At 54.8% G+C, this 26,429-nt stretch carries 30 protein-coding genes and 4 tRNA genes; all 34 read left to right on the top strand.

Features of this window, described 5'->3' with window-relative positions:
- Window positions 1-230: 230 nt before the first annotated feature.
- The 34 genes from birA (at window position 231) to rpsN (ending at window position 26,243) form a co-directional block, all read left to right on the top strand.
- Window positions 231-1,190 carry a bifunctional biotin--[acetyl-CoA-carboxylase] ligase/biotin operon repressor BirA gene (gene birA / locus FIV39_RS23730; RefSeq protein ID WP_090401837.1) on the top strand — a complete coding sequence of 320 codons (960 nt, stop codon included), beginning with the start codon at window positions 231-233 and terminating at the stop codon, window positions 1,188-1,190.
- A complete protein-coding gene (locus FIV39_RS23725; protein ID WP_090401838.1) occupies window positions 1,180-1,929 on the top strand; it encodes a pantothenate kinase in 750 nt (249 codons plus the stop codon). The genes birA and FIV39_RS23725 overlap by 11 nt, the downstream gene beginning before the upstream one ends.
- Before the next feature lie 7 nt (window positions 1,930-1,936).
- Entirely contained in the window at window positions 1,937-2,383 is a 447-nt protein-coding gene (locus tag FIV39_RS23720) for a hypothetical protein (RefSeq protein ID WP_090401839.1), read from the top strand.
- A 142-nt stretch (window positions 2,384-2,525) separates the two neighbouring features.
- Window positions 2,526-2,610: transfer RNA gene (locus FIV39_RS23715), tRNA-Tyr, on the top strand.
- A gap of 23 nt (window positions 2,611-2,633) precedes the next feature.
- Window positions 2,634-2,707, top strand: a tRNA-Gly gene (locus tag FIV39_RS23710).
- Window positions 2,708-2,733: 26 nt separating this feature from the next.
- Window positions 2,734-2,809, top strand: a tRNA-Thr gene (locus FIV39_RS23705).
- 161 nt (window positions 2,810-2,970) lie between these two features.
- Window positions 2,971-3,046 (top strand) — tRNA-Trp (locus tag FIV39_RS23700).
- A 45-nt stretch (window positions 3,047-3,091) separates the two neighbouring features.
- Window positions 3,092-3,460 (top strand): preprotein translocase subunit SecE, encoded by a 369-nt coding sequence (secE, locus tag FIV39_RS23695; RefSeq protein WP_003194658.1) that lies wholly within the window; start codon window positions 3,092-3,094, stop codon window positions 3,458-3,460.
- Window positions 3,461-3,469: 9 nt separating this feature from the next.
- The gene (nusG, locus tag FIV39_RS23690) at window positions 3,470-4,003 is read left to right on the top strand and encodes a transcription termination/antitermination protein NusG (RefSeq protein WP_003176436.1); all 534 of its coding nucleotides are present in this window, start codon (window positions 3,470-3,472) and stop codon (window positions 4,001-4,003) included.
- A gap of 117 nt (window positions 4,004-4,120) precedes the next feature.
- Window positions 4,121-4,552 carry a 50S ribosomal protein L11 gene (gene rplK / locus FIV39_RS23685; RefSeq protein ID WP_003176435.1) on the top strand — a complete coding sequence of 144 codons (432 nt, stop codon included), beginning with the start codon at window positions 4,121-4,123 and terminating at the stop codon, window positions 4,550-4,552.
- The gene (rplA, locus tag FIV39_RS23680; protein WP_003176434.1) at window positions 4,552-5,247 is read left to right on the top strand and encodes a 50S ribosomal protein L1; all 696 of its coding nucleotides are present in this window, start codon (window positions 4,552-4,554) and stop codon (window positions 5,245-5,247) included. The genes rplK and rplA overlap by 1 nt, the downstream gene beginning before the upstream one ends.
- A 200-nt stretch (window positions 5,248-5,447) precedes the next feature.
- Window positions 5,448-5,948 (top strand): 50S ribosomal protein L10, encoded by a 501-nt coding sequence (rplJ, locus tag FIV39_RS23675; RefSeq protein WP_003232405.1) that lies wholly within the window; start codon window positions 5,448-5,450, stop codon window positions 5,946-5,948.
- A gap of 78 nt (window positions 5,949-6,026) precedes the next feature.
- Window positions 6,027-6,392: a 50S ribosomal protein L7/L12 gene (gene rplL, locus FIV39_RS23670; RefSeq protein ID WP_053138313.1), complete on the top strand. Its 366-nt coding sequence runs from the start codon at window positions 6,027-6,029 to the stop codon at window positions 6,390-6,392.
- A 219-nt stretch (window positions 6,393-6,611) separates the two neighbouring features.
- The gene (rpoB, locus tag FIV39_RS23665) at window positions 6,612-10,685 is read left to right on the top strand and encodes a DNA-directed RNA polymerase subunit beta (RefSeq protein ID WP_053138310.1); all 4,074 of its coding nucleotides are present in this window, start codon (window positions 6,612-6,614) and stop codon (window positions 10,683-10,685) included.
- A 64-nt stretch (window positions 10,686-10,749) separates the two neighbouring features.
- Window positions 10,750-14,949, top strand: coding sequence for a DNA-directed RNA polymerase subunit beta' (gene rpoC, locus FIV39_RS23660; RefSeq protein ID WP_090401840.1), 4,200 nt, complete (start codon window positions 10,750-10,752; stop codon window positions 14,947-14,949).
- Window positions 14,950-15,165: 216 nt separating this feature from the next.
- The gene (gene rpsL / locus FIV39_RS23655) at window positions 15,166-15,537 is read left to right on the top strand and encodes a 30S ribosomal protein S12 (RefSeq protein WP_002555494.1); all 372 of its coding nucleotides are present in this window, start codon (window positions 15,166-15,168) and stop codon (window positions 15,535-15,537) included.
- Between the two features lie 118 nt (window positions 15,538-15,655).
- Entirely contained in the window at window positions 15,656-16,126 is a 471-nt protein-coding gene (rpsG, locus tag FIV39_RS23650) for a 30S ribosomal protein S7 (protein ID WP_002555493.1), read from the top strand.
- Between the two features lie 30 nt (window positions 16,127-16,156).
- A complete protein-coding gene (gene fusA, locus FIV39_RS23645) occupies window positions 16,157-18,262 on the top strand; it encodes an elongation factor G (RefSeq protein ID WP_090401841.1) in 2,106 nt (701 codons plus the stop codon).
- Between the two features lie 30 nt (window positions 18,263-18,292).
- Window positions 18,293-19,486, top strand: coding sequence for an elongation factor Tu (tuf, locus tag FIV39_RS23640; RefSeq protein ID WP_090401842.1), 1,194 nt, complete (start codon window positions 18,293-18,295; stop codon window positions 19,484-19,486).
- Window positions 19,487-19,643: 157 nt separating this feature from the next.
- Window positions 19,644-19,955 carry a 30S ribosomal protein S10 gene (gene rpsJ / locus FIV39_RS23635; protein ID WP_003186070.1) on the top strand — a complete coding sequence of 104 codons (312 nt, stop codon included), beginning with the start codon at window positions 19,644-19,646 and terminating at the stop codon, window positions 19,953-19,955.
- A gap of 81 nt (window positions 19,956-20,036) precedes the next feature.
- Complete coding sequence (rplC, locus tag FIV39_RS23630; RefSeq protein WP_007253310.1) at window positions 20,037-20,672, top strand: 50S ribosomal protein L3; 636 nt, start codon at window positions 20,037-20,039, stop codon at window positions 20,670-20,672.
- Between the two features lie 12 nt (window positions 20,673-20,684).
- Window positions 20,685-21,287, top strand: a complete 603-nt coding sequence (rplD, locus tag FIV39_RS23625) for a 50S ribosomal protein L4 (RefSeq protein WP_003176424.1) — start codon at window positions 20,685-20,687, stop codon at window positions 21,285-21,287.
- Window positions 21,284-21,583 carry a 50S ribosomal protein L23 gene (gene rplW, locus FIV39_RS23620; RefSeq protein ID WP_002555488.1) on the top strand — a complete coding sequence of 100 codons (300 nt, stop codon included), beginning with the start codon at window positions 21,284-21,286 and terminating at the stop codon, window positions 21,581-21,583. Before rplD ends, rplW begins: the two co-directional genes overlap by 4 nt.
- A gap of 14 nt (window positions 21,584-21,597) precedes the next feature.
- A complete protein-coding gene (gene rplB / locus FIV39_RS23615) occupies window positions 21,598-22,422 on the top strand; it encodes a 50S ribosomal protein L2 (RefSeq protein ID WP_003210080.1) in 825 nt (274 codons plus the stop codon).
- A gap of 16 nt (window positions 22,423-22,438) precedes the next feature.
- Complete coding sequence (rpsS, locus tag FIV39_RS23610) at window positions 22,439-22,714, top strand: 30S ribosomal protein S19 (protein ID WP_003232420.1); 276 nt, start codon at window positions 22,439-22,441, stop codon at window positions 22,712-22,714.
- An 11-nt stretch (window positions 22,715-22,725) separates the two neighbouring features.
- Window positions 22,726-23,058, top strand: a complete 333-nt coding sequence (rplV, locus tag FIV39_RS23605) for a 50S ribosomal protein L22 (RefSeq protein ID WP_003103908.1) — start codon at window positions 22,726-22,728, stop codon at window positions 23,056-23,058.
- A 13-nt stretch (window positions 23,059-23,071) separates the two neighbouring features.
- Window positions 23,072-23,758 (top strand): 30S ribosomal protein S3, encoded by a 687-nt coding sequence (rpsC, locus tag FIV39_RS23600; RefSeq protein ID WP_003176422.1) that lies wholly within the window; start codon window positions 23,072-23,074, stop codon window positions 23,756-23,758.
- Between the two features lie 12 nt (window positions 23,759-23,770).
- Window positions 23,771-24,184: a 50S ribosomal protein L16 gene (gene rplP / locus FIV39_RS23595; protein WP_003232424.1), complete on the top strand. Its 414-nt coding sequence runs from the start codon at window positions 23,771-23,773 to the stop codon at window positions 24,182-24,184.
- A complete protein-coding gene (rpmC, locus tag FIV39_RS23590; protein WP_002555481.1) occupies window positions 24,184-24,375 on the top strand; it encodes a 50S ribosomal protein L29 in 192 nt (63 codons plus the stop codon). The genes rplP and rpmC overlap by 1 nt, the downstream gene beginning before the upstream one ends.
- Window positions 24,376-24,377: 2 nt before the next feature.
- Window positions 24,378-24,644: a 30S ribosomal protein S17 gene (rpsQ, locus tag FIV39_RS23585; protein ID WP_003176419.1), complete on the top strand. Its 267-nt coding sequence runs from the start codon at window positions 24,378-24,380 to the stop codon at window positions 24,642-24,644.
- Window positions 24,645-24,667: 23 nt separating this feature from the next.
- A complete protein-coding gene (gene rplN, locus FIV39_RS23580) occupies window positions 24,668-25,036 on the top strand; it encodes a 50S ribosomal protein L14 (RefSeq protein WP_002555479.1) in 369 nt (122 codons plus the stop codon).
- An 11-nt stretch (window positions 25,037-25,047) separates the two neighbouring features.
- On the top strand, window positions 25,048-25,362 hold the full coding sequence (gene rplX / locus FIV39_RS23575; protein ID WP_007896770.1) for a 50S ribosomal protein L24: 315 nt from the start codon (window positions 25,048-25,050) through the stop codon (window positions 25,360-25,362).
- 22 nt (window positions 25,363-25,384) lie between these two features.
- Complete coding sequence (rplE, locus tag FIV39_RS23570) at window positions 25,385-25,924, top strand: 50S ribosomal protein L5 (RefSeq protein WP_003194642.1); 540 nt, start codon at window positions 25,385-25,387, stop codon at window positions 25,922-25,924.
- A 13-nt stretch (window positions 25,925-25,937) separates the two neighbouring features.
- Window positions 25,938-26,243 (top strand): 30S ribosomal protein S14, encoded by a 306-nt coding sequence (gene rpsN / locus FIV39_RS23565; RefSeq protein WP_003176414.1) that lies wholly within the window; start codon window positions 25,938-25,940, stop codon window positions 26,241-26,243.
- Window positions 26,244-26,429: the final 186 nt, after the last annotated feature.

Below are 26,429 nucleotides of genomic sequence, written 5' to 3'. Positions count from 1 at the left end.
TGAAACGATGCATCGCCGATGGTAGTGTGGGGTTTCCCCATGTGAGAGTAGGTCATCGTCAAGATTAAATTCCGAAACCCCATTTGCGAAAGCAGGTGGGGTTTTGTTTTGCTCGGTCGAAAAGTGCGAAGAGGCGCCTCGGGGTGGCCTTCAGTGCTAAAGTCCGGCCTTTCTATGCAATGATCCTGCGCATGGCTATCATGCGTGCCTCATTGTGAGGCGATACTTGCATGCTGACGTTGTTAAAACTTCTGAAAGATGGCCGGTTCCATTCCGGAGAAGCACTTGGCGCCGCCCTTGGGGTTAGTCGTAGTGCTGTATGGAAGCAGCTCCAGCATCTTGAGGCCGAATTGAATCTGCCTGTCCATAAGGTTCGTGGCAGGGGGTACCAATTAGCTTCGCCACTGGTTTTCTTGAGTTCTGAGCAGATCGCGCTGTATGCATCTTCTCTGACATGGCCTATTCATATCTACGATTCCATCGACTCGACGAATGCCGAGGCTCTGCGCCTTGTTGAGGTTGAGTGTGCGACGCCGTTTCTGGTGCTTGCGGAGCAGCAAACGGCGGGAAGGGGGCGGCGCGGCCGAAAGTGGATCAGTCCGTTCGCCCAGAATGTGTATTACAGCCTCTTATTGCGTATTGAGAATGGTCCTCGACAGTTGGAGGGGCTGAGTCTTGTGGTTGGCTTGGCAGTCATGCAGGCGCTGCGTGAGTCTGGAGTGCAGGGTGCGGCTTTGAAGTGGCCAAATGACGTCCTGGTGGGGCAGAAGAAGATTGCCGGGATTTTACTGGAGCTCGTAGGGGATCCCGCGGATATCTGTCACGTTGTCCTCGGTATAGGTATTAACGTGAATATGCAGAAGGCTGATGAGGTTGATCAGCAATGGACATCAGTGCAGTTGGAGACGGGGTCTCCTGTTGATCGCAACTCTTTGGTGGCGCGTCTGTGCTTGCAGTTGAAAAGCTACTTGGAGCTGCACAGGGCGTCAGGTTTTGCATCTCTTAAGGATGAGTGGGAGAGAGGTCACGCCTGGCAGGGAAGGGCAGTGTCACTCATAGCTGGTGTCAGCCATGTCGATGGGGTGGTGCTGGGTGTCGACGGTCAGGGTGCGTTGCGTTTAAGTGTCGATGGCGTTGAGAAAATATACAGTGGTGGTGAGTTAAGCCTGAGGCTGCGTGATGATTCTTGAGCTCGACTGTGGGAATAGCTTTATTAAGTGGCGCGTACTTGGTTCGGATCGGGCGATCGTATCTGCAGAGGGCATAGCTGGTTCGGATGTCGCACTGATTGAAAGCCTGTCATCGCTGCCTGGCCTGTTATTGACGCATTGCCGGTTAGTGAGCGTTCGTGCTCTGGATGAAACAAACAATCTGGTTGCAGCGCTGGTGGAGGCTTTTGGTGTTGTCGTTTCCTGCGCCGTTTCTGCACGAGAAATGGCCGGGGTGCGCAACGGCTACGAAGATTTCGAGCGTCTTGGTCTTGATCGCTGGTTAGCGATGCTGGGTGGCTTCAAATTGGCTTCGGGCGCATGCCTGGTGCTTGATTTTGGTACGGCGGCGACCGCAGATTTTATTGCAGGGGATGGTGAGCATCTAGGCGGTTTCATCTGTCCTGGTATGCCCCTCATGCGTAATCAGTTGCGTACGCATACGCGCAAGATACGTTACGACGACGCTGCTGCCGAAAGAGCATTGGAGTGCCTCTCTCCAGGGCGCACGACCGTAGAGGCCGTAGAGCGTGGCTGTACGTTGATGCTCAGAGGATTTGTGCTGACCCAGCTTGAGCTGGCCAGAAGTTATTGGGGTGATAACTTTACTGTATTCCTGACTGGCGGCGATGCTGATTTGGTGAGGGATGCAGTGCCCCAGGCTCGGCTCGTTCCTGATTTGATTTTCGTGGGGTTGGCGATGGCGTGCCCTTTATCTTGAGGTGTTTATGCGTTGGCTGTTTTTGCTTTTATTGATCCTCAACGCCTTCTACTACATATGGCATCAGCAAGAGGCGCCGTTGCGCGCTAAAGACGTTACCCCTCTGAGCCTCTATCGGAATACGCAGCAGGATATTCGCCTGCTGAGTGAGTCCTCTGACGCCGTCGTGCGAAGGGATCGGGCTAAGGCATCTGATGCGCAAAATACTTGCTTGTACATTGGTGGCTTTGCCGACCTGCGACAGGCTCAATTCGTTGAGCAGCGTCTCACTAGCCTGGATATAAAGGTCAAGGTTCAGTTGCTGAGTACTCCTGATGCGCAGGGTTACTGGCTCCGGGTTGCCCCAGAAAGCCGAGGCCTGGCTGAGGATCTGCCCTTTGAAAACCTTGCTAAGGAATTCAATGAGTTAAAACATAAAATAATGCTGTGCGAAGGCATTGCAACTCTCGAATAGTTTGCATAGAATGGCGCCCGCTTCGCAGTGAAGACCATTAAGGTCTACGGCGTGAAGCGAAGGTCAATGCAGCTAACCTCATATTTTTAATGAGAAAATGCTTGACAGAAGGTCGGCATGATGTAGAATGCCGGCTCGCTTAGGAGGGGTTCCCGAGCGGCCAAAGGGATCAGACTGTAAATCTGACGTCTACGACTTCGAAGGTTCGAATCCTTCCCCCTCCACCATTTTAGCGTGAGCTGCAAGCTCCGCGGGTATAGTTTAGTGGTAGAACCTCAGCCTTCCAAGCTGATGATGCGGGTTCGATTCCCGCTACCCGCTCCAAGTTTGCAGGTTGTGCATAGTGTTTCGCTCTTGTAGCTCAGTTGGTAGAGCACACCCTTGGTAAGGGTGAGGTCAGCGGTTCAAATCCGCTCAAGAGCTCCATATAACAAGGCAGATATGAAAATATCTGCCTTTGTTTTAACGGCTGACTCGGCTTGATAGTGTTTTAGATCGCTCGTTGCTTGGGTGATTTCAAGTCTCTGGGGGTTGGTTGTTGTAAAGTCTTTTTCAGGTCTGCATAATGGTCGGCCTGATTTTGTTTTAGGTCAGTAGCTCAATTGGCAGAGCGACGGTCTCCAAAACCGTAGGTTGGGGGTTCGATTCCCTCCTGACCTGCCAGATTCACGTGGTGTGTCTGGCTTTCTTTTCACAGGATCTTCATAGATGACTCCTAAGGCTGAAGCTCAAAGCTCTCGTTTCGATCTGGTAAAGTGGCTCGCTGTAGTCGCTTTGGTGGTCGTAGGCGTTGTTGGCAATCAGTACTACTCTGCTTCGCCGATCCTGTACCGCGTTCTCGCTTTGCTGGCCCTTGCTGCTGTAGCTGCCTTTGTAGGCCTGCAGACTGCCAAAGGCAAGTCTTTCGCGGTCCTGGTGAAGGAAGCTCGCACCGAAATCCGTAAAGTCGTTTGGCCGACTCGCCAAGAAACCACGCAGACCACGTTGATTGTCGTGGCTGTTGTTCTGGTTATGGCGTTGCTGTTGTGGGGGCTTGATTCCCTGCTCGGCTGGCTTGTTTCCTTGATTGTTGGCTAAGGGTGTCCCGTGGCTAAGCGTTGGTACGTTGTGCATGCTTACTCGGGTTACGAGAAGCATGTTATGCGCTCTTTGCTGGAGCGCGTAAAGCTGGCAGGCATGGAAGATGGCTTCGGCGAAATTCTGGTTCCCACTGAAGAAGTGGTTGAAATGCGGAATGGTCAGAAGCGCAAGAGTGAGCGCAAGTTCTTCCCTGGCTACGTGCTGGTACAGATGGACATGAATGAAGGTACTTGGCACTTGGTCAAGGACACTCCTCGTGTAATGGGTTTCATTGGCGGTACTGCTGATAAGCCTGCTCCGATCACTGACAAAGAGGCAGAAGCAATTCTGCGTCGCGTCGCCGACGGTAGCGACAAGCCTAAGCCGAAGACGTTGTTCGAGCCGGGTGAGGTTGTTCGCGTCACAGATGGTCCGTTTGCTGATTTCAACGGTACCGTCGAAGAGGTTAACTACGAAAAGAGCCGGATCCAGGTCGCGGTGCTCATTTTCGGTCGCTCTACTCCGGTAGAGTTGGAATTCAGCCAGGTCGAGAAGGTCTAGCTGAGTAAGCATCCCAACCCCGCAGCCTAAGGCTGTGGGGTTTTGTCGTCACTGGGATAAACGCGCAAGTAACCGGGGAGCCTTTCGAGGCGCTTGAACCCGTAATTGGAGTGCCTCATGGCCAAGAAGATTACCGCTTACATCAAGCTGCAAGTGAAGGCCGCTCAGGCCAACCCAAGTCCACCTGTTGGTCCGGCTCTGGGTCAGCACGGCGTGAACATCATGGAATTCTGCAAGGCCTTCAACGCCCGTACTCAGGGTCTTGAGCCAGGTCTGCCGACTCCAGTGATCATCACTGTATACAGCGACCGTAGCTTCACTTTCGAAACCAAGTCGACCCCGGCTTCGGTTCTGCTGAAGAAAGCTGCTGGTCTGACTAGCGGTTCCGCTCGTCCTAACACCGTTAAGGTTGGCACCGTAACTCGTGCTCAGCTGGAAGAAATCGCGAAAACCAAAAACGCGGATCTGACTGCAGCTGATATGGATGCAGCCGTGCGTACCATCGCCGGTTCTGCTCGTAGCATGGGCCTTAACGTGGAGGGTGTGTAATGGCTAAGCTGACCAAGCGCCAAAAGGCTATCGCCGGCAAAATCGAAGCGGGCAAGTCCTACAACTTTGTAGACGCTGCTGCTCTGCTGACCGAGCTGTCGACTGTCAAGTTCAGCGAGTCCGTTGACGTTGCTGTAAACCTGGGTGTTGACCCACGTAAATCTGACCAGGTCGTTCGTAGCGCTACTGTGCTGCCGCACGGTACTGGTAAGACTGTTCGTGTAGCTGTCTTCACTCAAGGCCCGGCAGCTGAAGCTGCTCTGGCCGCCGGCGCTGATCGCGTTGGTATGGACGACCTGGCTGCCGAAATGAAAGGCGGCGACCTGAACTACGACGTAGTTATTGCTTCCCCGGATGCAATGCGTGTTGTAGGTCAATTGGGTCAGATCCTGGGTCCACGTGGCCTGATGCCTAACCCTAAAGTCGGCACCGTAACGCCAGACGTAGCTACCGCGGTTAAAAACGCCAAGGCTGGTCAGGTTCGTTATCGCACCGACAAAAACGGCATCATTCACACCTCCGTTGGCAAAGTCGGCTTCGACGCCGTCAAGCTGAAGGAAAACGTTGAAGCCCTGATCGCTGATCTGAAGCGTATCAAGCCAGCTTCCTCGAAAGGTATCTACGTCAAGCGCGTTACCCTGAGCACCACTATGGGCCCAGGTCTGGTCATCGACCAAGGCTCGCTGGACGTATAAGACACAGATTGGCGCAAGCAATTGGGCCAATCGGAAAAAATTGGGGTCCCTGCCTGGCGGGGGCTATCCAAGACCGTAGGCGGCGCAAGTCTTAAACCACAAGCCTACGCAGATGGTGCTCCCGGTTCCTTACCGAATCAGACACCAAAACGACATCCGGCCTCGGCCAGATGAAACGGTAACAAGCAGGAGTTAAACCCGTGGCAATTAATCTCGAAGACAAGAAGGCCATCGTCGCTGAAGTCAACGAGGCTGCCAAAGCTGCTCTGTCCGCTGTCGTGGCTGATGCCCGTGGTGTGACAGTAGGCGCTATGACCGGACTCCGTAAAGAGGCTCGTGAAGCTGGCGTATACGTGCGTGTTGTACGTAACACCCTGCTCAAGCGCGCTGTTGCTGACACTGAATACAGTGTCCTCAACGACGTGTTCACCGGCCCGACTCTGATTGCTTTCTCCAAGGATCATCCAGGCGCTGCTGCCCGTTTGTTCAAAGAGTTCGCCAAGAGTCAGGATAAGTTCGAGATCAAGGCAGCTGCGTTCGAGGGCAAGTTCCTCGCAGCTAACCAAATCGACGTACTGGCAACACTGCCGACCCGCGACGAAGCCATTTCGCAGCTGATGAGCGTGATTCAAGGCGCTACCAGCAAGCTGGCTCGTACTCTGGCTGCAGTTCGCGAGCAAAAAGAAGCTGCCGCAGCCTAAGGCTGAGCAATTTCTCTCGCGTATTTTTGTTTATTTCGATGGCCGCGTAGGCCGTCCCCCAATTCAGGAAATACAGCAATGTCTATCTCCCAAGACGATATCCTCAACGCCGTAGCTGAAATGTCGGTTCTGCAGGTTGTTGAGCTGATCAAAGCTTTCGAAGAAAAATTCGGCGTTTCCGCTGCCGCTGCTTCTGCTGGTCCAGCTGCTGCTGCTGCCGTTGTTGAAGAGCAAACCGAATTCAACGTCATGCTGCTGGAAGCTGGCGAGAAGAAAGTTAACGTGATCAAGGCAGTACGTGAACTGACCGGTCTGGGCCTGAAAGAAGCCAAGGCTGTAGTTGACGGCGCTCCTGCTATGGTTCTGGAAGCAGTGACCAAAGACGCAGGCGACAAAGCCAAGGCAACTCTGGAAGAAGCAGGCGCTAAAGTCGAGCTGAAGTAAGCATCGACCTTGCGTCTCCAGCCCAAGCGTTAAGCTGAAGGCTGATGGCTGGTGGCTCTTGCCACCGGCCTTTTTCCGTTCTTGGCTGTCGACTCGGTCGCCGCCATTAACGCGCTGTAGCCACCCGATGCGGTGGTGCAAACCATGGGGTTTGCAAGATTTTCTGGCTGCTCCCGTCGGGAGGGCCAAACAAGCAGGTGACCAAGCTGGGGAACGCTGATGGCTTACTCATATACTGAGAAAAAACGTATCCGCAAGGACTTTAGCAAGTTGCCGGACGTCATGGATGTCCCGTACCTTCTGGCTATCCAGCTGGATTCGTATCGTGAATTCTTGCAGGCGGGAGCGACCAAAGATCAGTTCCGCGACGTGGGCCTGCATGCGGCCTTCAAATCCGTTTTCCCGATCATCAGCTACTCCGGCAATGCTGCGCTGGAGTACGTCGGTTATCGCCTGGGCGAACCGGCATTTGATGTCAAAGAATGCGTGTTGCGCGGTGTTACGTACGCCGTACCTTTGCGGGTAAAAGTCCGTCTGATCATTTTCGACAAAGAGTCGTCGAACAAAGCGATCAAGGACATCAAAGAGCAAGAAGTCTACATGGGCGAAATCCCATTGATGACTGAGAACGGTACCTTCGTTATCAACGGTACCGAGCGTGTTATCGTTTCCCAGCTGCACCGTTCCCCGGGCGTGTTCTTCGACCACGACCGCGGTAAGACGCACAGCTCCGGCAAGCTCCTGTACTCCGCGCGGATCATTCCGTACCGCGGTTCGTGGTTGGACTTTGAGTTCGATCCGAAAGACTGCGTGTTCGTGCGTATCGACCGTCGTCGTAAGCTGCCGGCCTCGGTACTGCTGCGCGCGCTCGGCTACACCACTGAGCAGGTCCTGGATGCGTTCTACACCACCAACGTATTCAGCCTGAAGGATGAAACCCTCAGCCTGGAACTGATTGCATCTCGTCTGCGTGGTGAAATTGCCGTCTTGGACATCCAGGATGAAAAGGGCAAGGTCATTGTTGAAGCGGGTCGTCGTATTACTGCGCGCCACATCAACCAGATCGAAAAAGCAGGTATCAAGTCGCTGGACGTGCCTCTGGACTACGTCCTGGGTCGCACGACCGCCAAGGTCATTGTTCACCCGGCTACAGGCGAAATCCTGGCTGAGTGCAACACCGAGCTGAACACCGAGATCCTGGCGAAAATCGCCAAGGCTCAGGTTGTTCGTATCGAGACCCTGTACACCAACGATATCGACTGCGGTCCGTTCGTTTCCGACACCCTGAAGATCGACTCCACCAGCAACCAATTGGAAGCGCTGGTAGAAATCTATCGCATGATGCGTCCTGGCGAGCCACCAACCAAAGACGCTGCCGAAACCCTGTTCAACAACCTGTTCTTCAGCCCTGAGCGCTACGACCTGTCTGCGGTTGGCCGGATGAAGTTCAACCGTCGTATCGGTCGCACCGAGATCGAAGGTTCGGGTGTGCTGTGCAAGGAAGACATCGTTGCGGTCCTGAAGACCCTGGTCGACATCCGTAACGGCAAAGGCATCGTCGATGACATCGACCACCTGGGTAACCGTCGTGTTCGCTGCGTAGGCGAAATGGCCGAGAACCAGTTCCGCGTTGGCCTGGTGCGTGTTGAGCGTGCGGTCAAAGAGCGTCTGTCGATGGCTGAAAGCGAAGGCCTGATGCCGCAAGACCTGATCAACGCCAAGCCAGTGGCTGCGGCGGTGAAAGAGTTCTTCGGTTCCAGCCAGCTCTCGCAGTTCATGGACCAGAACAACCCGCTCTCCGAGATCACCCACAAGCGCCGTGTTTCCGCACTGGGCCCGGGCGGTCTGACCCGTGAGCGTGCTGGCTTTGAAGTGCGTGACGTACACCCGACTCACTACGGTCGTGTATGCCCGATTGAAACGCCGGAAGGTCCGAACATCGGTCTGATCAACTCCCTGGCCGCCTATGCGCGCACCAACCAGTATGGCTTCCTCGAGAGCCCGTACCGTGTGGTGAAAGACGCTCTGGTCACCGACGAGATCGTGTTCCTGTCCGCCATCGAAGAAGCTGATCACGTGATCGCTCAGGCTTCGGCCACGATGAACGACAAGAAAGTCCTGATCGACGAGCTGGTAGCTGTTCGTCACCTGAACGAGTTCACCGTCAAGGCGCCGGAAGACGTCACCTTGATGGACGTATCGCCGAAGCAGGTAGTTTCGGTCGCAGCGTCGCTGATCCCGTTCCTGGAACACGATGACGCCAACCGTGCGTTGATGGGTTCCAACATGCAGCGTCAAGCTGTACCGACCCTGCGTGCTGACAAGCCGCTGGTAGGTACCGGCATGGAGCGTAACGTAGCCCGTGACTCCGGCGTTTGCGTCGTGGCTCGTCGTGGCGGCGTGATCGATTCCGTCGATGCCAGCCGTATCGTGGTTCGTGTTGCTGATGATGAAGTTGAAACGGGTGAAGCCGGTGTCGACATCTACAACCTGACCAAATACACCCGCTCGAACCAGAACACCTGCATCAACCAGCGTCCGCTGGTGCGTAAGGGTGATCGCGTTCAGCGTAGCGACATCATGGCTGACGGTCCGTCCACCGATATGGGTGAATTGGCTCTGGGTCAGAACATGCGCATCGCGTTCATGGCATGGAACGGCTTCAACTTCGAAGACTCCATCTGCCTGTCCGAGCGTGTGGTTCAAGAAGATCGCTTCACCACGATCCACATTCAGGAGCTGACCTGTGTGGCACGTGACACCAAGCTTGGGCCAGAGGAAATCACTGCAGACATCCCGAACGTGGGTGAAGCTGCACTGAACAAGCTGGACGAAGCCGGTATCGTTTATGTAGGTGCTGAAGTTGGTGCAGGCGACATTCTGGTTGGTAAGGTCACTCCGAAAGGCGAGACCCAGCTGACTCCGGAAGAGAAGCTGTTGCGTGCCATCTTCGGTGAGAAAGCCAGCGACGTTAAAGACACCTCCCTGCGTGTACCTACTGGTACCAAGGGCACCGTCATCGACGTACAGGTCTTCACCCGTGACGGCGTCGAGCGTGATGCTCGTGCACTGTCCATCGAGAAGACCCAGCTCGACGAGATCCGCAAGGACCTGAACGAAGAGTTCCGTATCGTTGAAGGCGCGACCTTCGAACGTCTGCGTTCCGCTCTGGTAGGCCACAAGGCTGAAGGCGGCGCAGGTCTGAAGAAAGGTCAGGACATCACCGACGAAATCCTCGACGGTCTTGAGCACGGCCAGTGGTTCAAGCTGCGCATGGCTGAAGATGCTCTTAACGAGCAGCTCGAGAAGGCCCAGGCCTATATCGTTGATCGTCGCCGTCTGCTGGACGACAAGTTCGAAGACAAGAAGCGCAAACTGCAGCAGGGCGATGACCTGGCTCCAGGCGTGCTGAAAATCGTCAAGGTTTACCTGGCAATCCGTCGCCGCATCCAGCCGGGCGACAAGATGGCCGGTCGTCACGGTAACAAAGGTGTGGTCTCCGTGATCATGCCGGTTGAAGACATGCCGCACGATGCCAATGGCACCCCGGTCGACGTCGTCCTCAACCCGTTGGGCGTACCGTCGCGTATGAACGTTGGCCAGATCCTTGAAACCCACCTGGGCCTTGCGGCTAAAGGTCTGGGCGAGAAGATCAATCGTATGATCGAAGAGCAGCGCAAGGTTGCTGACCTGCGTAAGTTCCTGCACGAGATCTACAACGAGATCGGCGGTCGTAAGGAAGAGCTGGATACCTTCTCCGATCAGGAGATCCTGGATCTGGCGAAGAACCTGCGCGGCGGCGTTCCAATGGCTACCCCGGTGTTCGACGGTGCCAAGGAAAGCGAAATCAAGGCCATGCTGAAACTGGCAGACCTGCCAGAAAGCGGCCAGATGCAGCTGTTCGACGGCCGTACCGGCAACAAGTTCGAGCGCCCGGTTACTGTTGGCTACATGTACATGCTGAAGCTGAACCACTTGGTAGACGACAAGATGCACGCTCGTTCTACCGGTTCGTACAGCCTGGTTACCCAGCAGCCGCTGGGTGGTAAGGCTCAGTTCGGTGGTCAGCGTTTCGGGGAGATGGAGGTCTGGGCACTGGAAGCATACGGTGCTGCATACACTCTGCAAGAAATGCTCACAGTGAAGTCGGACGATGTGAACGGTCGTACCAAGATGTACAAAAACATCGTGGATGGCGATCACCGTATGGAGCCGGGCATGCCCGAGTCCTTCAACGTGTTGATCAAAGAAATTCGTTCCCTCGGCATCGATATCGATCTGGAAACCGAATAACACGTGACGCGAATCGAGAGCGGGGCTGTTTAGCCCGCTCTCTGCTCCGCCAGGAGGAAAGGCCTTGAAAGACCTACTGAATTTGCTGAAAAACCAGGGTCAAGTCGAAGAGTTCGACGCCATCCGCATTGGATTGGCATCGCCTGAGATGATCCGTTCATGGTCGTTCGGTGAAGTTAAAAAGCCGGAAACCATCAACTACCGTACGTTCAAACCTGAGCGTGACGGCCTGTTCTGCGCCAAGATCTTTGGCCCGGTAAAGGATTACGAGTGCCTGTGCGGTAAGTACAAGCGCTTGAAGCACCGTGGTGTGATCTGCGAGAAGTGCGGCGTTGAAGTTGCACTGGCCAAGGTTCGTCGTGAGCGCATGGCGCACATCGAGCTGGCTTCGCCGGTTGCCCACATCTGGTTCCTGAAATCGCTGCCGTCCCGTATCGGCTTGCTGATGGACATGACCCTGCGTGATATCGAACGCGTTCTCTACTTCGAGAGCTATGTCGTTATCGATCCAGGCATGACCACCCTTGAAAAAGGTCAGCTGCTGAACGACGAGCAGTACTTCGAAGCGTTGGAAGAGTTCGGTGATGATTTCGATGCCCGCATGGGTGCCGAAGCTGTCCGCGAACTGCTGCACGCTATCGACCTGGAGCACGAGATTGGTCGTCTGCGCGAAGAAATTCCGCAAACCAACTCCGAAACCAAGATCAAGAAGCTGTCCAAGCGTCTGAAGTTGATGGAAGCCTTCCAGGGTTCCGGCAACCTGCCAGAGTGGATGGTGCTGACCGTTCTGCCGGTTCTGCCGCCAGACCTGCGTCCGCTGGTACCGTTGGATGGTGGTCGTTTCGCGACTTCCGACCTCAACGACCTGTACCGCCGCGTGATCAACCGTAACAACCGTTTGAAGCGCCTGCTCGATCTGTCCGCTCCGGACATCATCGTGCGCAACGAAAAGCGTATGTTGCAGGAAGCTGTCGATGCGCTGCTCGACAACGGCCGTCGTGGCCGCGCTATCACCGGTTCCAACAAGCGTCCTCTGAAATCCTTGGCTGACATGATCAAGGGTAAGCAAGGTCGTTTCCGTCAGAACTTGCTCGGTAAGCGTGTTGACTACTCTGGTCGTTCGGTAATTACCGTAGGCCCGACCCTGCGTCTGCACCAGTGCGGTCTGCCGAAGAAGATGGCACTTGAGCTGTTCAAGCCATTCATCTTCGGCAAGCTGGAAATGCGCGGTCTCGCGACCACCATCAAAGCGGCCAAGAAAATGGTCGAGCGCGAACTGCCAGAGGTTTGGGACGTTCTCGCTGAAGTGATTCGCGAACACCCGGTTCTCCTCAACCGTGCACCGACCCTTCACCGTCTGGGTATCCAGGCGTTTGAACCGGTACTGATCGAAGGTAAGGCTATCCAGCTGCACCCTCTGGTCTGTGCTGCGTACAACGCCGACTTCGACGGCGACCAAATGGCCGTGCACGTACCGCTGACACTGGAAGCCCAGTTGGAAGCGCGTGCGTTGATGATGTCGACCAACAACATTCTGTCGCCAGCCAACGGTGAGCCAATCATCGTTCCGTCGCAGGACGTTGTATTGGGTCTGTACTACATGACCCGTGAGGCGATCAACGCCAAAGGCGAAGGTCGTGTATTCGCTGACCTGCAGGAAGTTGACCGTGTGTTCCGTGCCGGCGAAGCCGCACTGCACGCCAAGGTCAAGGTACGCATCAACGAAACGGTCAACGACCGTGACGGCGGCAGCGTGAGCGGCACCCGTATTGTCGACACCACCGTTGGCCGTGCGCTGTTGTATCAGGTTGTGCCAAAAGGTCTGTCGTACGACGTCGTCAACCTGCCGATGAAGAAAAAGGCGATCTCCAAGCTGATCAACCAATGCTATCGCGTGGTTGGTCTGAAAGAGACCGTGATCTTCGCTGACCAGTTGATGTACACCGGTTTTGCCTATTCGACCATTTCCGGCGTTTCCATCGGTGTTAACGACTTCGTTATCCCAGATGAAAAAGCCCGCATCATCAGTGCTGCTACTGATGAAGTGAAAGAGATCGAAAGCCAGTACGCCTCGGGCCTGGTAACACAGGGCGAGAAGTACAACAAAGTGATCGACCTTTGGTCCAAGGCCAACGACGAAGTCTCCAAGGCGATGATGGCCAACCTCTCGAAAGAGAAAGTCATCGACCGTCACGGCGACGAAGTTGACCAGGAATCCTTCAACTCGATGTACATGATGGCCGACTCGGGCGCACGGGGTTCTGCTGCGCAGATCCGTCAGCTCGCCGGTATGCGTGGCCTGATGGCCAAGCCGGACGGCTCCATCATTGAAACGCCGATTACTGCGAACTTCCGTGAAGGGTTGAGCGTACTCCAGTACTTCATCTCCACTCACGGTGCTCGTAAAGGTCTGGCGGATACCGCGTTGAAAACCGCTAACTCCGGTTACCTGACTCGTCGTCTGGTAGACGTTGCGCAAGATCTGGTTGTAACCGAGATCGATTGTGGCACCGAGCACGGCCTGCTGATGACTCCGCACATTGAAGGCGGTGACGTTGTAGAGCCACTGGGTGAACGCGTATTGGGTCGTGTTATTGCCCGTGACGTATTCAAGCCAGGTACCGAGGAAATTATCGTTCCTGCCGGCACTCTGGTTGACGAGAAATGGGTCGAGTTCATCGAACTCAACAGCATCGACGAAGTGATCGTTCGCTCGCCGATCAGCTGCGAAACCCGCTACGGCATTTGCGCCAAGTGCTACGGCCGTGACTTGGCTCGTGGTCACCAGGTGAACATCGGTGAAGCGGTCGGCGTTATTGCCGCCCAGTCCATCGGTGAGCCGGGTACCCAGCTCACCATGCGTACGTTCCACATTGGCGGTGCAGCAAGCCGGACCTCCGCAGCCGACAGCGTTCAGGTGAAGAATGGCGGTACTGTCCGCCTGCACAACCTGAAGCACGTTGAGCGAGTGGATGGTCACCTGGTTGCTGTGTCGCGTTCCGGTGAGCTGGCAATCGCTGATGACTACGGTCGTGAGCGTGAGCGCTACAAGCTGCCGTACGGTGCTGTGATTTCGGTTAAAGAAGGTGACAAGGTCGACGCTGGCGCAATCGTGGCCAAGTGGGATCCGCACACTCACCCAATCGTTACCGAAATGAAAGGTACCGTGACCTACGTGGGCATGGAAGAAGGCATCACGATCAAACGTCAGACTGACGAATTGACCGGTATGACCAACATTGAAGTACTCGACGCGAAAGATCGTCCAGCTGCCGGTAAAGACATCCGTCCTGCCGTGAAGATGGTCGATGACAACGGCAAGGATCTGTTGCTGCCAGGCACTGACGTAATCGCTCAGTACTTCCTGCCAGCCAACGCCCTGGTCGGTGTAGCGGACGGTGCGAAGATCGCGATCGGTGATGTTATCGCGCGTATCCCGCAAGAAACTTCGAAGACCCGTGACATCACCGGTGGTTTGCCGCGTGTTGCCGACTTGTTCGAAGCTCGTCGTCCGAAAGAAGCGTCGATTCTGGCAGAAGTCAGCGGCACCATCGCGTTCGGTAAAGAAACCAAGGGCAAGCGCCGTCTGGTCATTACCCCGAACGACGGTACCGATCCGTACGAAGAGCTGATTCCAAAGTGGCGTCACCTGAACGTATTCGAAGGCGAACAGGTAAACCGCGGCGAAGTTATCTCCGATGGCCCGAGCGATCCACACGACATCCTGCGTCTGCTGGGTGTGAGTGCGCTGGCCAAGTACATCGTTAACGAAATCCAGGACGTTTACCGCCTGCAAGGCGTGAAGATCAACGATAAGCACATCGAGACCATCCTGCGTCAGATGCTGCGTAAAGTTGAGATCGCTGAATCCGGCGATTCCAGTTTCATCAAGGGTGACCAGATGGAACTGACTCATGTGCTGGTGGAAAACGAGCGTCTGGCTGGCGACGAGAAATTCGTTTCCAAGTTCACTCGCGTACTGCTGGGTATCACCAAGGCGTCGTTGTCCACTGAGTCGTTCATCTCGGCGGCCTCCTTCCAGGAGACCACTCGCGTACTGACCGAAGCAGCGGTAACCGGTAAGCGTGATTACCTGCGCGGCCTGAAAGAGAACGTGGTCGTGGGTCGTCTGATCCCGGCTGGTACCGGTTTGGCTTACCACAGCGAGCGTAAGCGTCGCCGTGATGCTGACAAGCCGTTGCGCGTAAGCGCCAGTGAAGTGGAAGCTGCACTGACCGAAGCGCTGAACTCAAGCGGTAACTGAGTTCTGCGATAAATCAGTCTGGGCCCTGGCAGCCCCATTCGTCGGATCAAGGCAATTTTGCCTGGGTTCGACGAGAGGGGAGGTCGGGGCCTTGCCTTGACTGGGGGCAAGATCCTCTTTAGACTCTTGTACCCCTAAATTTGGCGGGAATTCGTTCCTGCCATTTTGCTTTTCTTGCAAGACAATAGCGTCGCAAGACAACAGTGGAGCTAGTAGATGGCAACTATCAACCAGCTGGTACGTCAGCCGCGTAAGCGTATCGTCGAGAAATCCGACGTGCCTGCGCTGCAGAACTGCCCGCAACGTCGTGGCGTATGCACTCGTGTGTATACCACCACGCCGAAAAAACCTAACTCGGCACTGCGTAAAGTATGCCGTGTGCGCCTGACCAACGGTTTCGAGGTTTCCTCGTACATCGGCGGTGAAGGCCACAACCTGCAAGAGCACAGCGTGGTACTGATCCGCGGCGGTCGTGTAAAAGACTTGCCAGGTGTTCGTTATCACACCGTACGCGGCTCCTTGGATACTTCCGGCGTTAAAGGTCGTAACCAAGGTCGTTCGAAGTACGGTACCAAGAAGCCTAAGTAGTAGCGGCTTTTTGTAAAACTGAATCATCTTATTTTCTGAGTCGATAAGAGTAAGGTCGGAGGCGTCCCGAAAGGGCACCGATTCCGAGCGAACCTGAAGACCGTTTGAGGGCTTATCCATGCCAAGAAGACGCGTAGCAGCCAAGCGCGAAGTGCTTGACGATCCAAAATACGGAAGCCAAATTCTGGCCAAGTTCATGAACCACGTGATGGAAAGCGGCAAGAAAGCCGTTGCCGAGCGTATCGTTTATGGCGCGCTGGAAAAGGTTAAAGAGCGCAAGAACAGCGACCCCCTGGAAATCTTCGAGAAAGCTCTCGACGCCATCGCTCCGCTGGTCGAAGTGAAGTCGCGCCGTGTAGGCGGTGCTACTTACCAGGTTCCGGTCGAAGTTCGTCCGTCCCGTCGTAACGCCCTGGCAATGCGCTGGTTGGTAGACTTCGCCCGTAAGCGCGGCGAGAAGTCTATGGCTCTGCGTTTGGCCGGCGAACTGTTGGACGCTGCTGAAGGTAAAGGTGCTGCTGTTAAGAAGCGTGAAGACGTGCACCGTATGGCTGAAGCTAACAAAGCTTTCTCGCACTACCGCTTCTAATCTTAGCTTCACTAATTTTGCGAGGGCTTTATGGCTCGTACTACTCCGATTAGCCGCTACCGTAACATCGGTATCGTTGCTCACGTGGATGCTGGTAAAACCACCACCACTGAGCGCGTACTGTTTTACACCGGCAAAAGTCACAAAATGGGCGAGGTGCATGACGGCGCCGCGACCACAGACTGGATGGTTCAGGAGCAGGAGCGTGGTATTACCATTACTTCTGCTGCTATTACCGCCTTCTGGAAAGGTTCCGAGAAGCAGTACAAAGACGAGCACCGCTTCAACGTTATCGATACCCCAGGCCACGTAGACTTCACTATTGAAGTTGAGCGTTCCCTGCGCGTACTCGACGGCGCTGTCGTTGTGTTCTGCGGTACCTCGGGTGTCGAGCCTCAGTCGGAAACCGTATGGCGTCAAGCCAACAAATACGGCGTTCCACGTCTTGTTTACGTAAACAAGATGGACCGTGCTGGCGCCAACTTCCTGCGCGTGATCGGTCAGATCAAGCAGCGTCTGGGTCATACTCCGGTGCCAATCCAATTGGCTATCGGTTCCGAAGACAACTTCCAAGGTCAGATCGATCTGGTCAACATGGAAGCGGTCTACTGGAATGACGCTGACAAAGGTATGGTTCCTGTTCGCAAGCCTATCCCTGCAGAGTTGCAGGAACTGGCTGACGAGTGGCGCAACAACATGGTTGAGGCTGCCGCCGAAGCCAGCGAAGAGCTGATGAACAAGTACCTCGAAGGTGAAGAACTCACCAACGTGGAAATCAAGGCCGCTCTGCGTCAGCGTACTATCGCTGGTGAGATCGTCTTGGCTGTTTGCGGTTCTTCCTTCAAGAACAAGGGTGTTCCCCTGGTTCTCGACGCCGTGATCGACTACCTGCCTGCTCCAACCGACATTCCTGCTATCAAGGGTACCAACCCTGATAACGAGGAAGAAGAGATGGAGCGTCACGCTGACGACAGCGAGCCGTTCTCGGCTCTGGCGTTCAAGATCGCTACCGACCCATTCGTGGGTACTCTGACCTTCGTCCGTGTTTACTCGGGCGTGTTGGCCTCCGGCGACGGCGTGATCAACTCGGTCAAAGGCAAGAAAGAGCGTGTGGGTCGTATGGTGCAAATGCACGCAAACGCCCGTGAAGAGATTAAGGAAGTGCGCGCTGGTGACATCGCGGCCTTGATCGGCATGAAGGACGTCACCACTGGTGAGACTTTGTGCGACGCTGCCAAGCCAATCATCCTGGTTCGCATGGACTTCCCGGAGCCGGTTATTTCGGTTGCCGTAGAGCCTAAGACCAAGGATGACCAGGAAAAAATGGGTATCGCTCTGGGCAAGCTTGCTCAGGAAGATCCATCTTTCCGCGTCAAAACTGATGAAGAGACTGGTCAAACGATCATCTCTGGCATGGGCGAGTTGCACCTGGACATCCTGGTTGACCGGATGCGCCGTGAGTTCAACGTCGAAGCCAACATCGGTAAGCCTCAGGTTTCCTATCGTGAGCGCATCACGAAGAACTGTGAAATCGAAGGCAAGTTCGTTCGTCAGTCCGGCGGTCGTGGTCAGTTCGGTCACTGCTGGATCCGTTTTGCTCCTGCTGACGAAGGTCAGGAAGGTCTGCAATTCGTGAACGAAGTAGTAGGTGGTGTTGTTCCTAAGGAATACATCCCTGCTATCCAGAAGGGTATCGAAGAGCAGATGAAGAACGGTGTTGTTGCCGGCTATCCGCTGATCGGCCTGAAAGCAACCGTTTTTGACGGTTCTTACCACGACGTCGACTCCAACGAGATGGCGTTTAAGGTGGCTGCTTCCATGGCAACCAAGCAACTGGCCCAGAAGGGCGGTGGTGAGTTGCTTGAGCCAATCATGGCGGTAGAAGTTGTTACACCTGAAGACTATATGGGTGATGTCATGGGCGACCTTAACCGTCGTCGCGGCATGATCTTGGGTATGGAAGACACGGTTTCCGGCAAAGTGATTCGCGCCGAGGTTCCGTTGGGTGAGATGTTCGGTTATGCGACCGACGTTCGCTCCATGTCCCAGGGTCGCGCAAGCTACTCTATGGAATTCAAAAAATACAACACAGCTCCGGCGCACATCGCTGAAACTGTATCCAAAAAACAAGGCTGATTCAGTCCTTTAGGCAAGGAGTTAATTGTCGTGGCTAAAGAAAAATTTGATCGTTCCCTACCGCACGTCAACGTTGGCACTATCGGTCACGTTGACCACGGTAAAACCACTCTGACCGCAGCTCTGACTCGCGTCTGCTCCGAGGTTTTCGGTTCTGCAGTCGTTGATTTCGATAAAATCGACAGCGCTCCAGAAGAAAAAGCTCGTGGTATCACCATCAACACCGCGCACGTCGAGTACAACTCGAAGATCCGTCACTACGCTCACGTTGACTGCCCAGGTCACGCTGACTATGTGAAGAACATGATCACCGGTGCTGCCCAGATGGACGGCGCGATCCTGGTTTGCTCGGCCGCTGATGGTCCGATGCCACAAACCCGTGAGCACATCCTCCTGTCCCGTCAGGTAGGCGTTCCGTACATCGTGGTTTTCCTGAACAAGGCTGACCTGGTAGACGACGCTGAGCTGCTGGAACTGGTTGAGATGGAAGTGCGCGATCTGCTGAGCACTTACGACTTCCCAGGCGACGACACTCCGATCATCATCGGTTCTGCTCGTATGGCGCTGGAAGGTAAAGACGATAACGAAATGGGCACCACTGCCGTTCGTAAACTGGTTGAAACCCTGGACAGCTACATCCCAGAACCAGTTCGTCTGACCGACAAGCCGTTCCTGATGCCAATCGAAGACGTATTCTCGATCTCCGGTCGTGGTACTGTTGTGACTGGTCGTATCGAGCGCGGTATCGTTCGCGTTCAAGATCCGCTGGAAATCGTTGGTCTGCGTGACACCACCACCACCACCTGCACCGGTGTTGAGATGTTCCGCAAGCTGCTTGACGAAGGTCGTGCTGGCGAGAACTGCGGCGTTCTGCTGCGTGGTACCAAGCGTGACGACGTTGAGCGTGGTCAGGTTCTGGTTAAGCCGGGTTCGGTTAAGCCGCACACCAAGTTCACCGCAGAAGTTTATGTTCTGAGCAAGGAAGAAGGCGGTCGTCACACTCCGTTCTTCAAAGGCTACCGTCCACAGTTCTACTTCCGTACTACTGACGTGACTGGTAACTGCCAGCTGCCAGAAGGCGTTGAAATGGTAATGCCAGGCGATAACATCCAAATGGAAGTTACCCTGATCAAAACCATCGCAATGGAAGACGGTCTGCGCTTCGCTATCCGTGAAGGTGGCCGTACCGTTGGTGCTGGTGTTGTAGCTAAAATCATCGAGTAAGCGTCTCTTCTGAGATAGCTTCGATGCTTTGAAAAGCCCCCGCTCAGCGGGGGCTTTTTTATTGGGTTGACACCTATCTTGGGCGTCTATAGAATTGCGCCTCCTTTTAACGGGCGTATTGCGCTCGCTGGGAATAGCAGCCGGAGTCTGAAATCCAATGCAAAATCAGCAAATCCGTATCAGGTTGAAGGCTTTTGACCATCGCCTGATCGACCAATCCACCCAGGAAATCGTGGAAACCGCGAAACGTACTGGTGCTCAAGTGCGTGGTCCAATTCCACTGCCTACCCGTAAAGAGCGGTTCACCGTTCTGGTCTCCCCGCACGTCAACAAAGACGCGCGGGACCAGTACGAGATCCGTACTCATAAGCGCGTACTGGACATCGTCCAGCCAACGGATAAAACCGTTGATGCACTTATGAAGCTTGATCTTGCGGCCGGTGTGGAAGTGCAGATCAGCCTCGGCTAAGACTTGGGTCTTAGTCGTGTAACGCTCTGAAATGGGCGGCCATAGCGGGTGAAAGCCCCGTACACTCATGAGGTTTACAACATGACTATTGGTGTAGTCGGTCGTAAATGCGGTATGACCCGTATTTTCACCGAAGAAGGTGTCTCCATTCCGGTTACGGTCATTGAGATCGAGCCGAATCGCGTCACCCAGTTCAAAACTGAAGAAACCGATGGCTATCGTGCAGTGCAAGTCACTGTCGGCGAGCGTCGCGCTTCGCGTGTGACTGCTGCTCAAGCAGGTCACTTCGCTAAAGCAAACGTTGCAGCTGGTCGTACTGTCATGGAGTTCCGTCTTGAAGAAGGCGACTACCAGGCTGGCGATCTGATCAACGCTGAAATCTTCGCCGCTGGTCAACTGGTTGATGTAACCGGTCAGTCCAAGGGTAAAGGCTTCCAGGGTACGATCAAGCGTTGGAATTTCCGTGGTCAAGACAACACTCACGGTAACTCCGTTTCCCACCGCGTCCCGGGCTCTATTGGCCAGTGCCAGACTCCTGGTCGTGTATTCAAGGGCAAAAAAATGTCCGGTCATATGGGCGCTGAGCGCGTGACCGTGCAGTCCCTCGAAGTAGTGCGCGTCGACGCTGAACGCAATCTGTTGTTGGTCAAGGGTGCTGTTCCTGGCGCTACTGGCGGCAACCTGGTTGTACGTCCAGCGGCCAAGGCTCGCGGTTAAGGGGAAGCTGACATGCAATTAAATGTAAATGACGCTCAAGCGATCGAAGTTTCCGAACTGACATTTGGCGGCGAATTCAACGAGACGCTGGTTCACCAAGCAGTCGTGGCCTACATGGCCGGCGGCCGTCAAGGTAGCAAGCAGCAAAAGACCCGTTCCGACGTTCGTGGTGGCGGTAAGCGCCCTTGGCGTCAGAAAGGTACTGGCCGTGCTCGTGCCGGTACTATCCGTAGCCCAATCTGGCGCGGCGGCGGTACCACTTTCGCAGCTCGTCCACAGGATCACTCTCAGAAGCTCAACAAGAAGATGTATCGCGCAGCACTGCGCTCCATCCTTGCTGAACTCGTGCGTACTGATCGCCTGGTCGTGGTTCAGGACTTCGCTGTTGAAAGTCCAAAAACCAAAGATCTGCTGGGCAAACTGAACAACATGAGCCTGACCGACGTTTTGATCGTGTCTGAAGCTGTTGATCAGAACCTGTACCTGGCTGCTCGCAACCTGCCACACGTTGATGTACGTGACGTGCAAGGTTCCGATCCAGTTAGTCTGATCGCATACGACAAGGTGTTGATCACCGTGTCGGCCGTGAAGAAATTCGAGGAGCTGCTGGGATGAACCAGGAACGCGTATTTAAAGTTCTGCTTGGCCCGCACGTTTCCGAAAAGGCTACGGTTCTGGCTGACAAGAAAGGCCAGTTCGTTTTCAAGGTTGCAACTGACGCAACCAAGCTGGAAATCAAGAAGGCCGTCGAAAGCCTGTTCAGCGTGAAAGTTGAGCGTGTTACTACCCTGAATGTTCTGGGTAAGAGCAAGCGCACTGCTCGCGGTCTGGGCAAGCGTAATGACTGGAAGAAGGCAGTTATCTCCCTTCAGCCAGGCCAAGATCTCGATTTCAGCAGCAGTGCTGAGTAAGGAAGGGGTGCATCATGGCAATCGTTAAATGCAAACCGACTTCCCCTGGCCGCCGTTTTGTGGTCAAGGTGGTCAATCAGGAGCTGCATAAAGGCGCTCCTCACGCACCGCTGCTCGAGAAGAAATCGAAGACTGGTGGTCGTAACAACAATGGTCGTATTACCACTCGTCACATTGGTGGTGGCCATAAGCAGCATTATCGTCTGGTCGATTTCCGTCGCAATGACAAAGATGGCATCGCTGCCACTGTCGAGCGTATCGAATACGATCCAAACCGTACTGCTCACATCGCTCTGCTGCTGTACGCAGATGGCGAGCGTCGCTACATCATCGCGCCTAAAGGCGTGAGTGCTGGCGACCAGCTGATCGCAGGTGCCTTGGCGCCGATCAAGCCGGGCAACGCTCTGCAACTGCGTAACATTCCAGTTGGTAGCACCGTACACGGCATCGAATTGAAGCCAGGTAAAGGCGCGCAAATCGCTCGTTCCGCTGGTGCTTCGGCTCAGCTGATCGCTCGTGAAGGTGTCTACGTGACCCTGCGTCTGCGTTCTGGTGAGATGCGTAAAGTGCTGGCTGAATGCCGCGCGACCCTGGGTGAAGTCTCGAACTCCGAGCACAGCCTGCGTTCGCTGGGTAAAGCTGGTGCCAAACGCTGGCGTGGCGTTCGCCCAACCGTTCGTGGTGTTGCCATGAACCCGGTTGACCACCCACACGGTGGTGGTGAAGGTCGTACCTCTGGTGGTCGTCATCCGGTATCGCCATGGGGCTTCCCGACTAAGGGTGCGAAGACTCGTGGTAATAAGCGTACCGACAAAATGATCGTCCGTCGTCGCAAGTAAATAGAGGGATACGACAGTGCCACGTTCTCTGAAAAAAGGTCCTTTTATTGATCTTCACCTACTGAAGAAGATCGAAGTGGCGGCGGAAAAGAACGATCGCAAACCAGTTAAGACCTGGTCGCGTCGTTCGATGATCCTGCCACAAATGGTCGGTCTGACCATCGCTGTACACAACGGTCGTCTGCACGTCCCAGTTCTCGTTAACGAAGACATGGTCGGCCACAAACTAGGCGAGTTTGCCGGTACCCGCACTTATCGTGGGCACGTGGCAGACAAGAAAGCCAAGCGTTAAGGGGTAAGGAAATGGAAGTAGCCGCTAAGTTGTCGGGCGCTCGAATCTCCGCCCAGAAAGCCCGCTTGGTCGCCGACCAGATCCGCGGGAAGAAGGTGGGCGAAGCGCTCAACCTGTTGGCTTTCAGCAGTAAGAAAGCCGCCGAGATCATGAAGAAAGTGCTGGAGTCGGCCGTAGCCAACGCCGAGCATAACGAAGGCGCAGACGTTGATGACCTGAAGGTCAGCACCGTTTTCGTCAACGAAGGGCGTTCGCTGAAGCGCATCATGCCGCGTGCCAAAGGCCGTGCTGATCGCATCGTCAAGCGGTCTTGCCATATCACTGTCAAGGTTGCTGACAAGTAACGGAGTCGAAGAGATGGGTCAGAAAGTACATCCCATTGGCATTCGCCTGGGAATCGTCAAGGAGCACACCTCCGTCTGGTACGCAGACGGTCGGACTTATGCGGACTATTTGTTCGCTGATCTGAAGGTGCGTGAGTATCTCCAAGACAAACTAAAAAGCGCGTCCGTAAGCCGTATCGATATCCATCGTCCGGCGCAAACTGCACGTATCACCATCCACACCGCTCGTCCAGGTATCGTTATCGGGAAGAAAGGTGAAGATGTTGAGAAACTGCGTCAGGACCTGACCAAGCAAATGGGTGTGCCTGTGCACATCAATATCGAAGAGATCCGCAAGCCGGAGCTCGACGGTATGCTGGTTGCGCAGAGCGTAGCTCAGCAGCTGGAGCGTCGCGTAATGTTCCGTCGCGCTATGAAGCGCGCCGTACAGAACGCCATGCGCATTGGTGCCAAAGGCATCAAAATCCAAGTGAGCGGTCGTCTCGGCGGTGCTGAAATCGCACGTACTGAATGGTATCGCGAAGGTCGTGTGCCACTGCACACCCTGCGTGCCGACATCGACTATGCCAACTACGAAGCTCACACCACTTACGGTGTGATCGGTGTAAAGGTTTGGATCTTCAAAGGCGAAGTAATTGGTGGTCGCCAAGAAGAACTGAAACCACAAGCACCAGCGCCTCGTAAAAAAGCTGCTAAGTAAGGGGTACGCCAAATGTTGCAACCAAAGCGTACGAAGTTCCGCAAGCAGATGACAGGCCACAACCGTGGTCTGGCTCAGCGCGGTAGCAAAGTCAGCTTCGGCGAGTTCGCGCTGAAGTCTGTAGCTCGTGGTCGTCTCACCGCTCGTCAGATCGAGTCAGCGCGTCGTGCACTGACCCGTCACGTAAAACGTGGCGGCAAGATCTGGATCCGTGTATTCCCGGACAAGCCGATCTCCAAAAAACCTCTCGAGGTTCGGATGGGTAAAGGTAAGGGTAACGTGGAATACTGGGTAGCCCAGATTCAGCCAGGCAAAGTCCTGTATGAAATCGAGGGTGTAACTGAAGAGCTGGCGCGTGAGGCTTTTGCCCTGGCTGCTGCAAAGCTGCCGCTCGCCACCGCCTTTGTTAAACGGACGGTGATGTGATGAAAGCGAATGAACTTCGTGAAAAATCCGCACAGCAGCTGAACGAGCAACTGCTCGGCCTGCTGCGCGACCAGTTCAATCTGCGCATGCAGAAAGCAACTGGCCAGTTGGGGCAGTCTCATCTGCTCTCGCAAGTTAAGCGTGACATCGCTCGCGTGAAGACTGTGCTCAACCAGCAGGCAGGTAAGTGATCATGGCTGAAGCCGAAAAGACTGTCCGTACGCTGACTGGCCGTGTTGTCAGCGACAAGATGGACAAAACCATCACCGTTTTGATCGAGCGTCGCGTTAAGCACCCGATCTACGGTAAATATGTTAAGCGTTCGACTAAGCTGCACGCGCACGACGAAACCAACCAGTGCCACATCGGCGACAAAGTCACTATTCGTGAAACTCGTCCGCTGGCCAAGACCAAGTCTTGGGCACTGGTTGATGTTCTCGAACGCGCTGTGGAAGTCTAAGGACTAGGGGTCGGAGAAATTATATGATTCAGACTCAATCCATGCTCGATGTGGCCGATAACAGCGGCGCTCGCCGTGTTATGTGCATCAAGGTGCTGGGTGGCTCCCATCGTCGTTACGCTGGTATCGGTGACATCATCAAAGTTACCGTGAAGGAAGCAATTCCTCGCGGTAAGGTGAAAAAAGGCCAAGTGATGACTGCTGTTGTAGTCCGCACTCGTCACGGCGTACGCCGTGCAGATGGCTCCATTATCCGCTTTGATGGCAACGCTGCTGTTCTTCTGAACAACAAGCAAGAGCCGATCGGCACCCGTATCTTTGGGCCAGTGACCCGTGAACTTCGTACTGAGAAGTTCATGAAGATCGTCTCGCTCGCCCCAGAAGTGCTGTAAGGAGATCCGACATGCAAAAGATTCGTCGTGACGACGAGATCATCGTGATCGCCGGCAAAGACAAAGGTAAGCGCGGTAAGGTGCTGAAGGTTCTCGCTGACGACCGTCTGGTCGTTGGTGGTCTGAACCTGGTCAAGCGTCATACCAAGCCTAACCCGATGTCGGGCGTACAGGGCGGTATCGTCGAGAAAGAAGCGCCACTGCACGCTTCTAACGTCGCCATCTTCAACGGCGAAACCAACAAGGCTGACCGCGTTGGTTTCAAAGTAGAAGACGGTAAGAAAATTCGTGTCTTCAAGTCGACCCAAAAAGCGGTTGATGCTTGAACACTGCTAGGTAGATAAGACCATGGCACGACTACAAGAGATTTACCGGAAGGAAATCGCCCCCAAGCTTAAGGAAGAACTTAAGCTCGGGAACGTGATGGAAGTTCCGCGCGTTACCAAAATCACCCTGAACATGGGTCTGGGCGAAGCGATCGGCGACAAAAAAGTCATCGAGCACGCTGTTGCTGACCTGGAAAAGATCACCGGTCAAAAAGTCGTTGTGACTTACGCTCGGAAATCCATCGCTGGCTTTAAAGTCCGTGAAGGTTGGCCGATCGGCGTCAAAGTGACTCTGCGCCGTGAGCGTATGTACGAATTCCTGGATCGTCTGCTGTCGATCTCCCTGCCTCGGGTTCGCGACTTCCGCGGCCTGAATGCCAAGTCCTTCGATGGTCGTGGTAACTACAGCATGGGCGTTAAAGAGCAGATCATCTTCCCGGAAATCGACTACGACAAGATCGATGCTCTCCGCGGTCTGGACATCACCCTGACCACCACTGCCAAGAACGATGATGAAGGTCGCGCCCTGTTGCGTGCTTTCAAATTCCCGTTCCGCAACTGATTGGAGTAGGACCATGGCCAAGATGAGCATGAAAAACCGCGAGCTGAAGCGTCAGCTCACGGTTGCCAAGTACGCCAAGAAGCGTGCAGCACTGAAAGCAATCATCGTTGATCTGAACGCAAGTCCAGAAGCGCGTTGGGAAGCTACAGTTGCCCTGCAGAAGCAGCCACGTGACGCAAGCGCCTCGCGCATGCGTAACCGCTGCCGCCTGACCGGTCGTCCACACGGCGTTTACCGCAAGTTCGGCCTCGGCCGTAACAAACTGCGTGAAGCGGCAATGCGTGGTGACGTACCAGGTCTGGTTAAAGCCAGCTGGTAAGTACTTTCAGCGTCCAGGTGGTCTGAATCGAAAGATACTGACCACCGGTGACCCTGAATCTGGAACAAGCCCCTTTTGGGGCTTGTTTCATTTCCGGAGTGTGTCTAAAATACGCGGCTCGCCTGAGCCCGTGTTTTTTACCCGGAGATTCTCAGCGACATATGTAGCCGCAAGGCTAATTTTTTT

Origin of the sequence: Pseudomonas grimontii, from assembly GCF_007858185.1 — a bacterium.
GTDB lineage: Bacteria > Pseudomonadota > Gammaproteobacteria > Pseudomonadales > Pseudomonadaceae > Aquipseudomonas > Aquipseudomonas grimontii.
Note: the sequence above shows the minus strand (reverse complement) of the source record. Positions and strands in the feature narration are given on the sequence as shown.

Coding starts and splice junctions, on each gene's coding strand:
- rpsL (WP_002555494.1), top strand. CDS start 15,166: ATGGCAACTATCAACCAGCTGGTACGTCAGCCGCGTAAGCGTATCGTC.
- rplD (WP_003176424.1), top strand. CDS start 20,685: ATGCAATTAAATGTAAATGACGCTCAAGCGATCGAAGTTTCCGAACTG.
- rpsC (WP_003176422.1), top strand. CDS start 23,072: ATGGGTCAGAAAGTACATCCCATTGGCATTCGCCTGGGAATCGTCAAG.
- rpmC (WP_002555481.1), top strand. CDS start 24,184: ATGAAAGCGAATGAACTTCGTGAAAAATCCGCACAGCAGCTGAACGAG.
- rplW (WP_002555488.1), top strand. CDS start 21,284: ATGAACCAGGAACGCGTATTTAAAGTTCTGCTTGGCCCGCACGTTTCC.
- FIV39_RS23720 (WP_090401839.1), top strand. CDS start 1,937: ATGCGTTGGCTGTTTTTGCTTTTATTGATCCTCAACGCCTTCTACTAC.
- birA (WP_090401837.1), top strand. CDS start 231: ATGCTGACGTTGTTAAAACTTCTGAAAGATGGCCGGTTCCATTCCGGA.
- secE (WP_003194658.1), top strand. CDS start 3,092: ATGACTCCTAAGGCTGAAGCTCAAAGCTCTCGTTTCGATCTGGTAAAG.
- rpsN (WP_003176414.1), top strand. CDS start 25,938: ATGGCCAAGATGAGCATGAAAAACCGCGAGCTGAAGCGTCAGCTCACG.
- fusA (WP_090401841.1), top strand. CDS start 16,157: ATGGCTCGTACTACTCCGATTAGCCGCTACCGTAACATCGGTATCGTT.
- rplA (WP_003176434.1), top strand. CDS start 4,552: ATGGCTAAGCTGACCAAGCGCCAAAAGGCTATCGCCGGCAAAATCGAA.
- rplN (WP_002555479.1), top strand. CDS start 24,668: ATGATTCAGACTCAATCCATGCTCGATGTGGCCGATAACAGCGGCGCT.
- rplV (WP_003103908.1), top strand. CDS start 22,726: ATGGAAGTAGCCGCTAAGTTGTCGGGCGCTCGAATCTCCGCCCAGAAA.
- rplL (WP_053138313.1), top strand. CDS start 6,027: ATGTCTATCTCCCAAGACGATATCCTCAACGCCGTAGCTGAAATGTCG.
- rpoB (WP_053138310.1), top strand. CDS start 6,612: ATGGCTTACTCATATACTGAGAAAAAACGTATCCGCAAGGACTTTAGC.
- rplK (WP_003176435.1), top strand. CDS start 4,121: ATGGCCAAGAAGATTACCGCTTACATCAAGCTGCAAGTGAAGGCCGCT.
- rplX (WP_007896770.1), top strand. CDS start 25,048: ATGCAAAAGATTCGTCGTGACGACGAGATCATCGTGATCGCCGGCAAA.
- rpsJ (WP_003186070.1), top strand. CDS start 19,644: ATGCAAAATCAGCAAATCCGTATCAGGTTGAAGGCTTTTGACCATCGC.
- rplB (WP_003210080.1), top strand. CDS start 21,598: ATGGCAATCGTTAAATGCAAACCGACTTCCCCTGGCCGCCGTTTTGTG.
- rplP (WP_003232424.1), top strand. CDS start 23,771: ATGTTGCAACCAAAGCGTACGAAGTTCCGCAAGCAGATGACAGGCCAC.
- rpsG (WP_002555493.1), top strand. CDS start 15,656: ATGCCAAGAAGACGCGTAGCAGCCAAGCGCGAAGTGCTTGACGATCCA.
- rplC (WP_007253310.1), top strand. CDS start 20,037: ATGACTATTGGTGTAGTCGGTCGTAAATGCGGTATGACCCGTATTTTC.
- FIV39_RS23725 (WP_090401838.1), top strand. CDS start 1,180: ATGATTCTTGAGCTCGACTGTGGGAATAGCTTTATTAAGTGGCGCGTA.
- rpsQ (WP_003176419.1), top strand. CDS start 24,378: ATGGCTGAAGCCGAAAAGACTGTCCGTACGCTGACTGGCCGTGTTGTC.
- rplE (WP_003194642.1), top strand. CDS start 25,385: ATGGCACGACTACAAGAGATTTACCGGAAGGAAATCGCCCCCAAGCTT.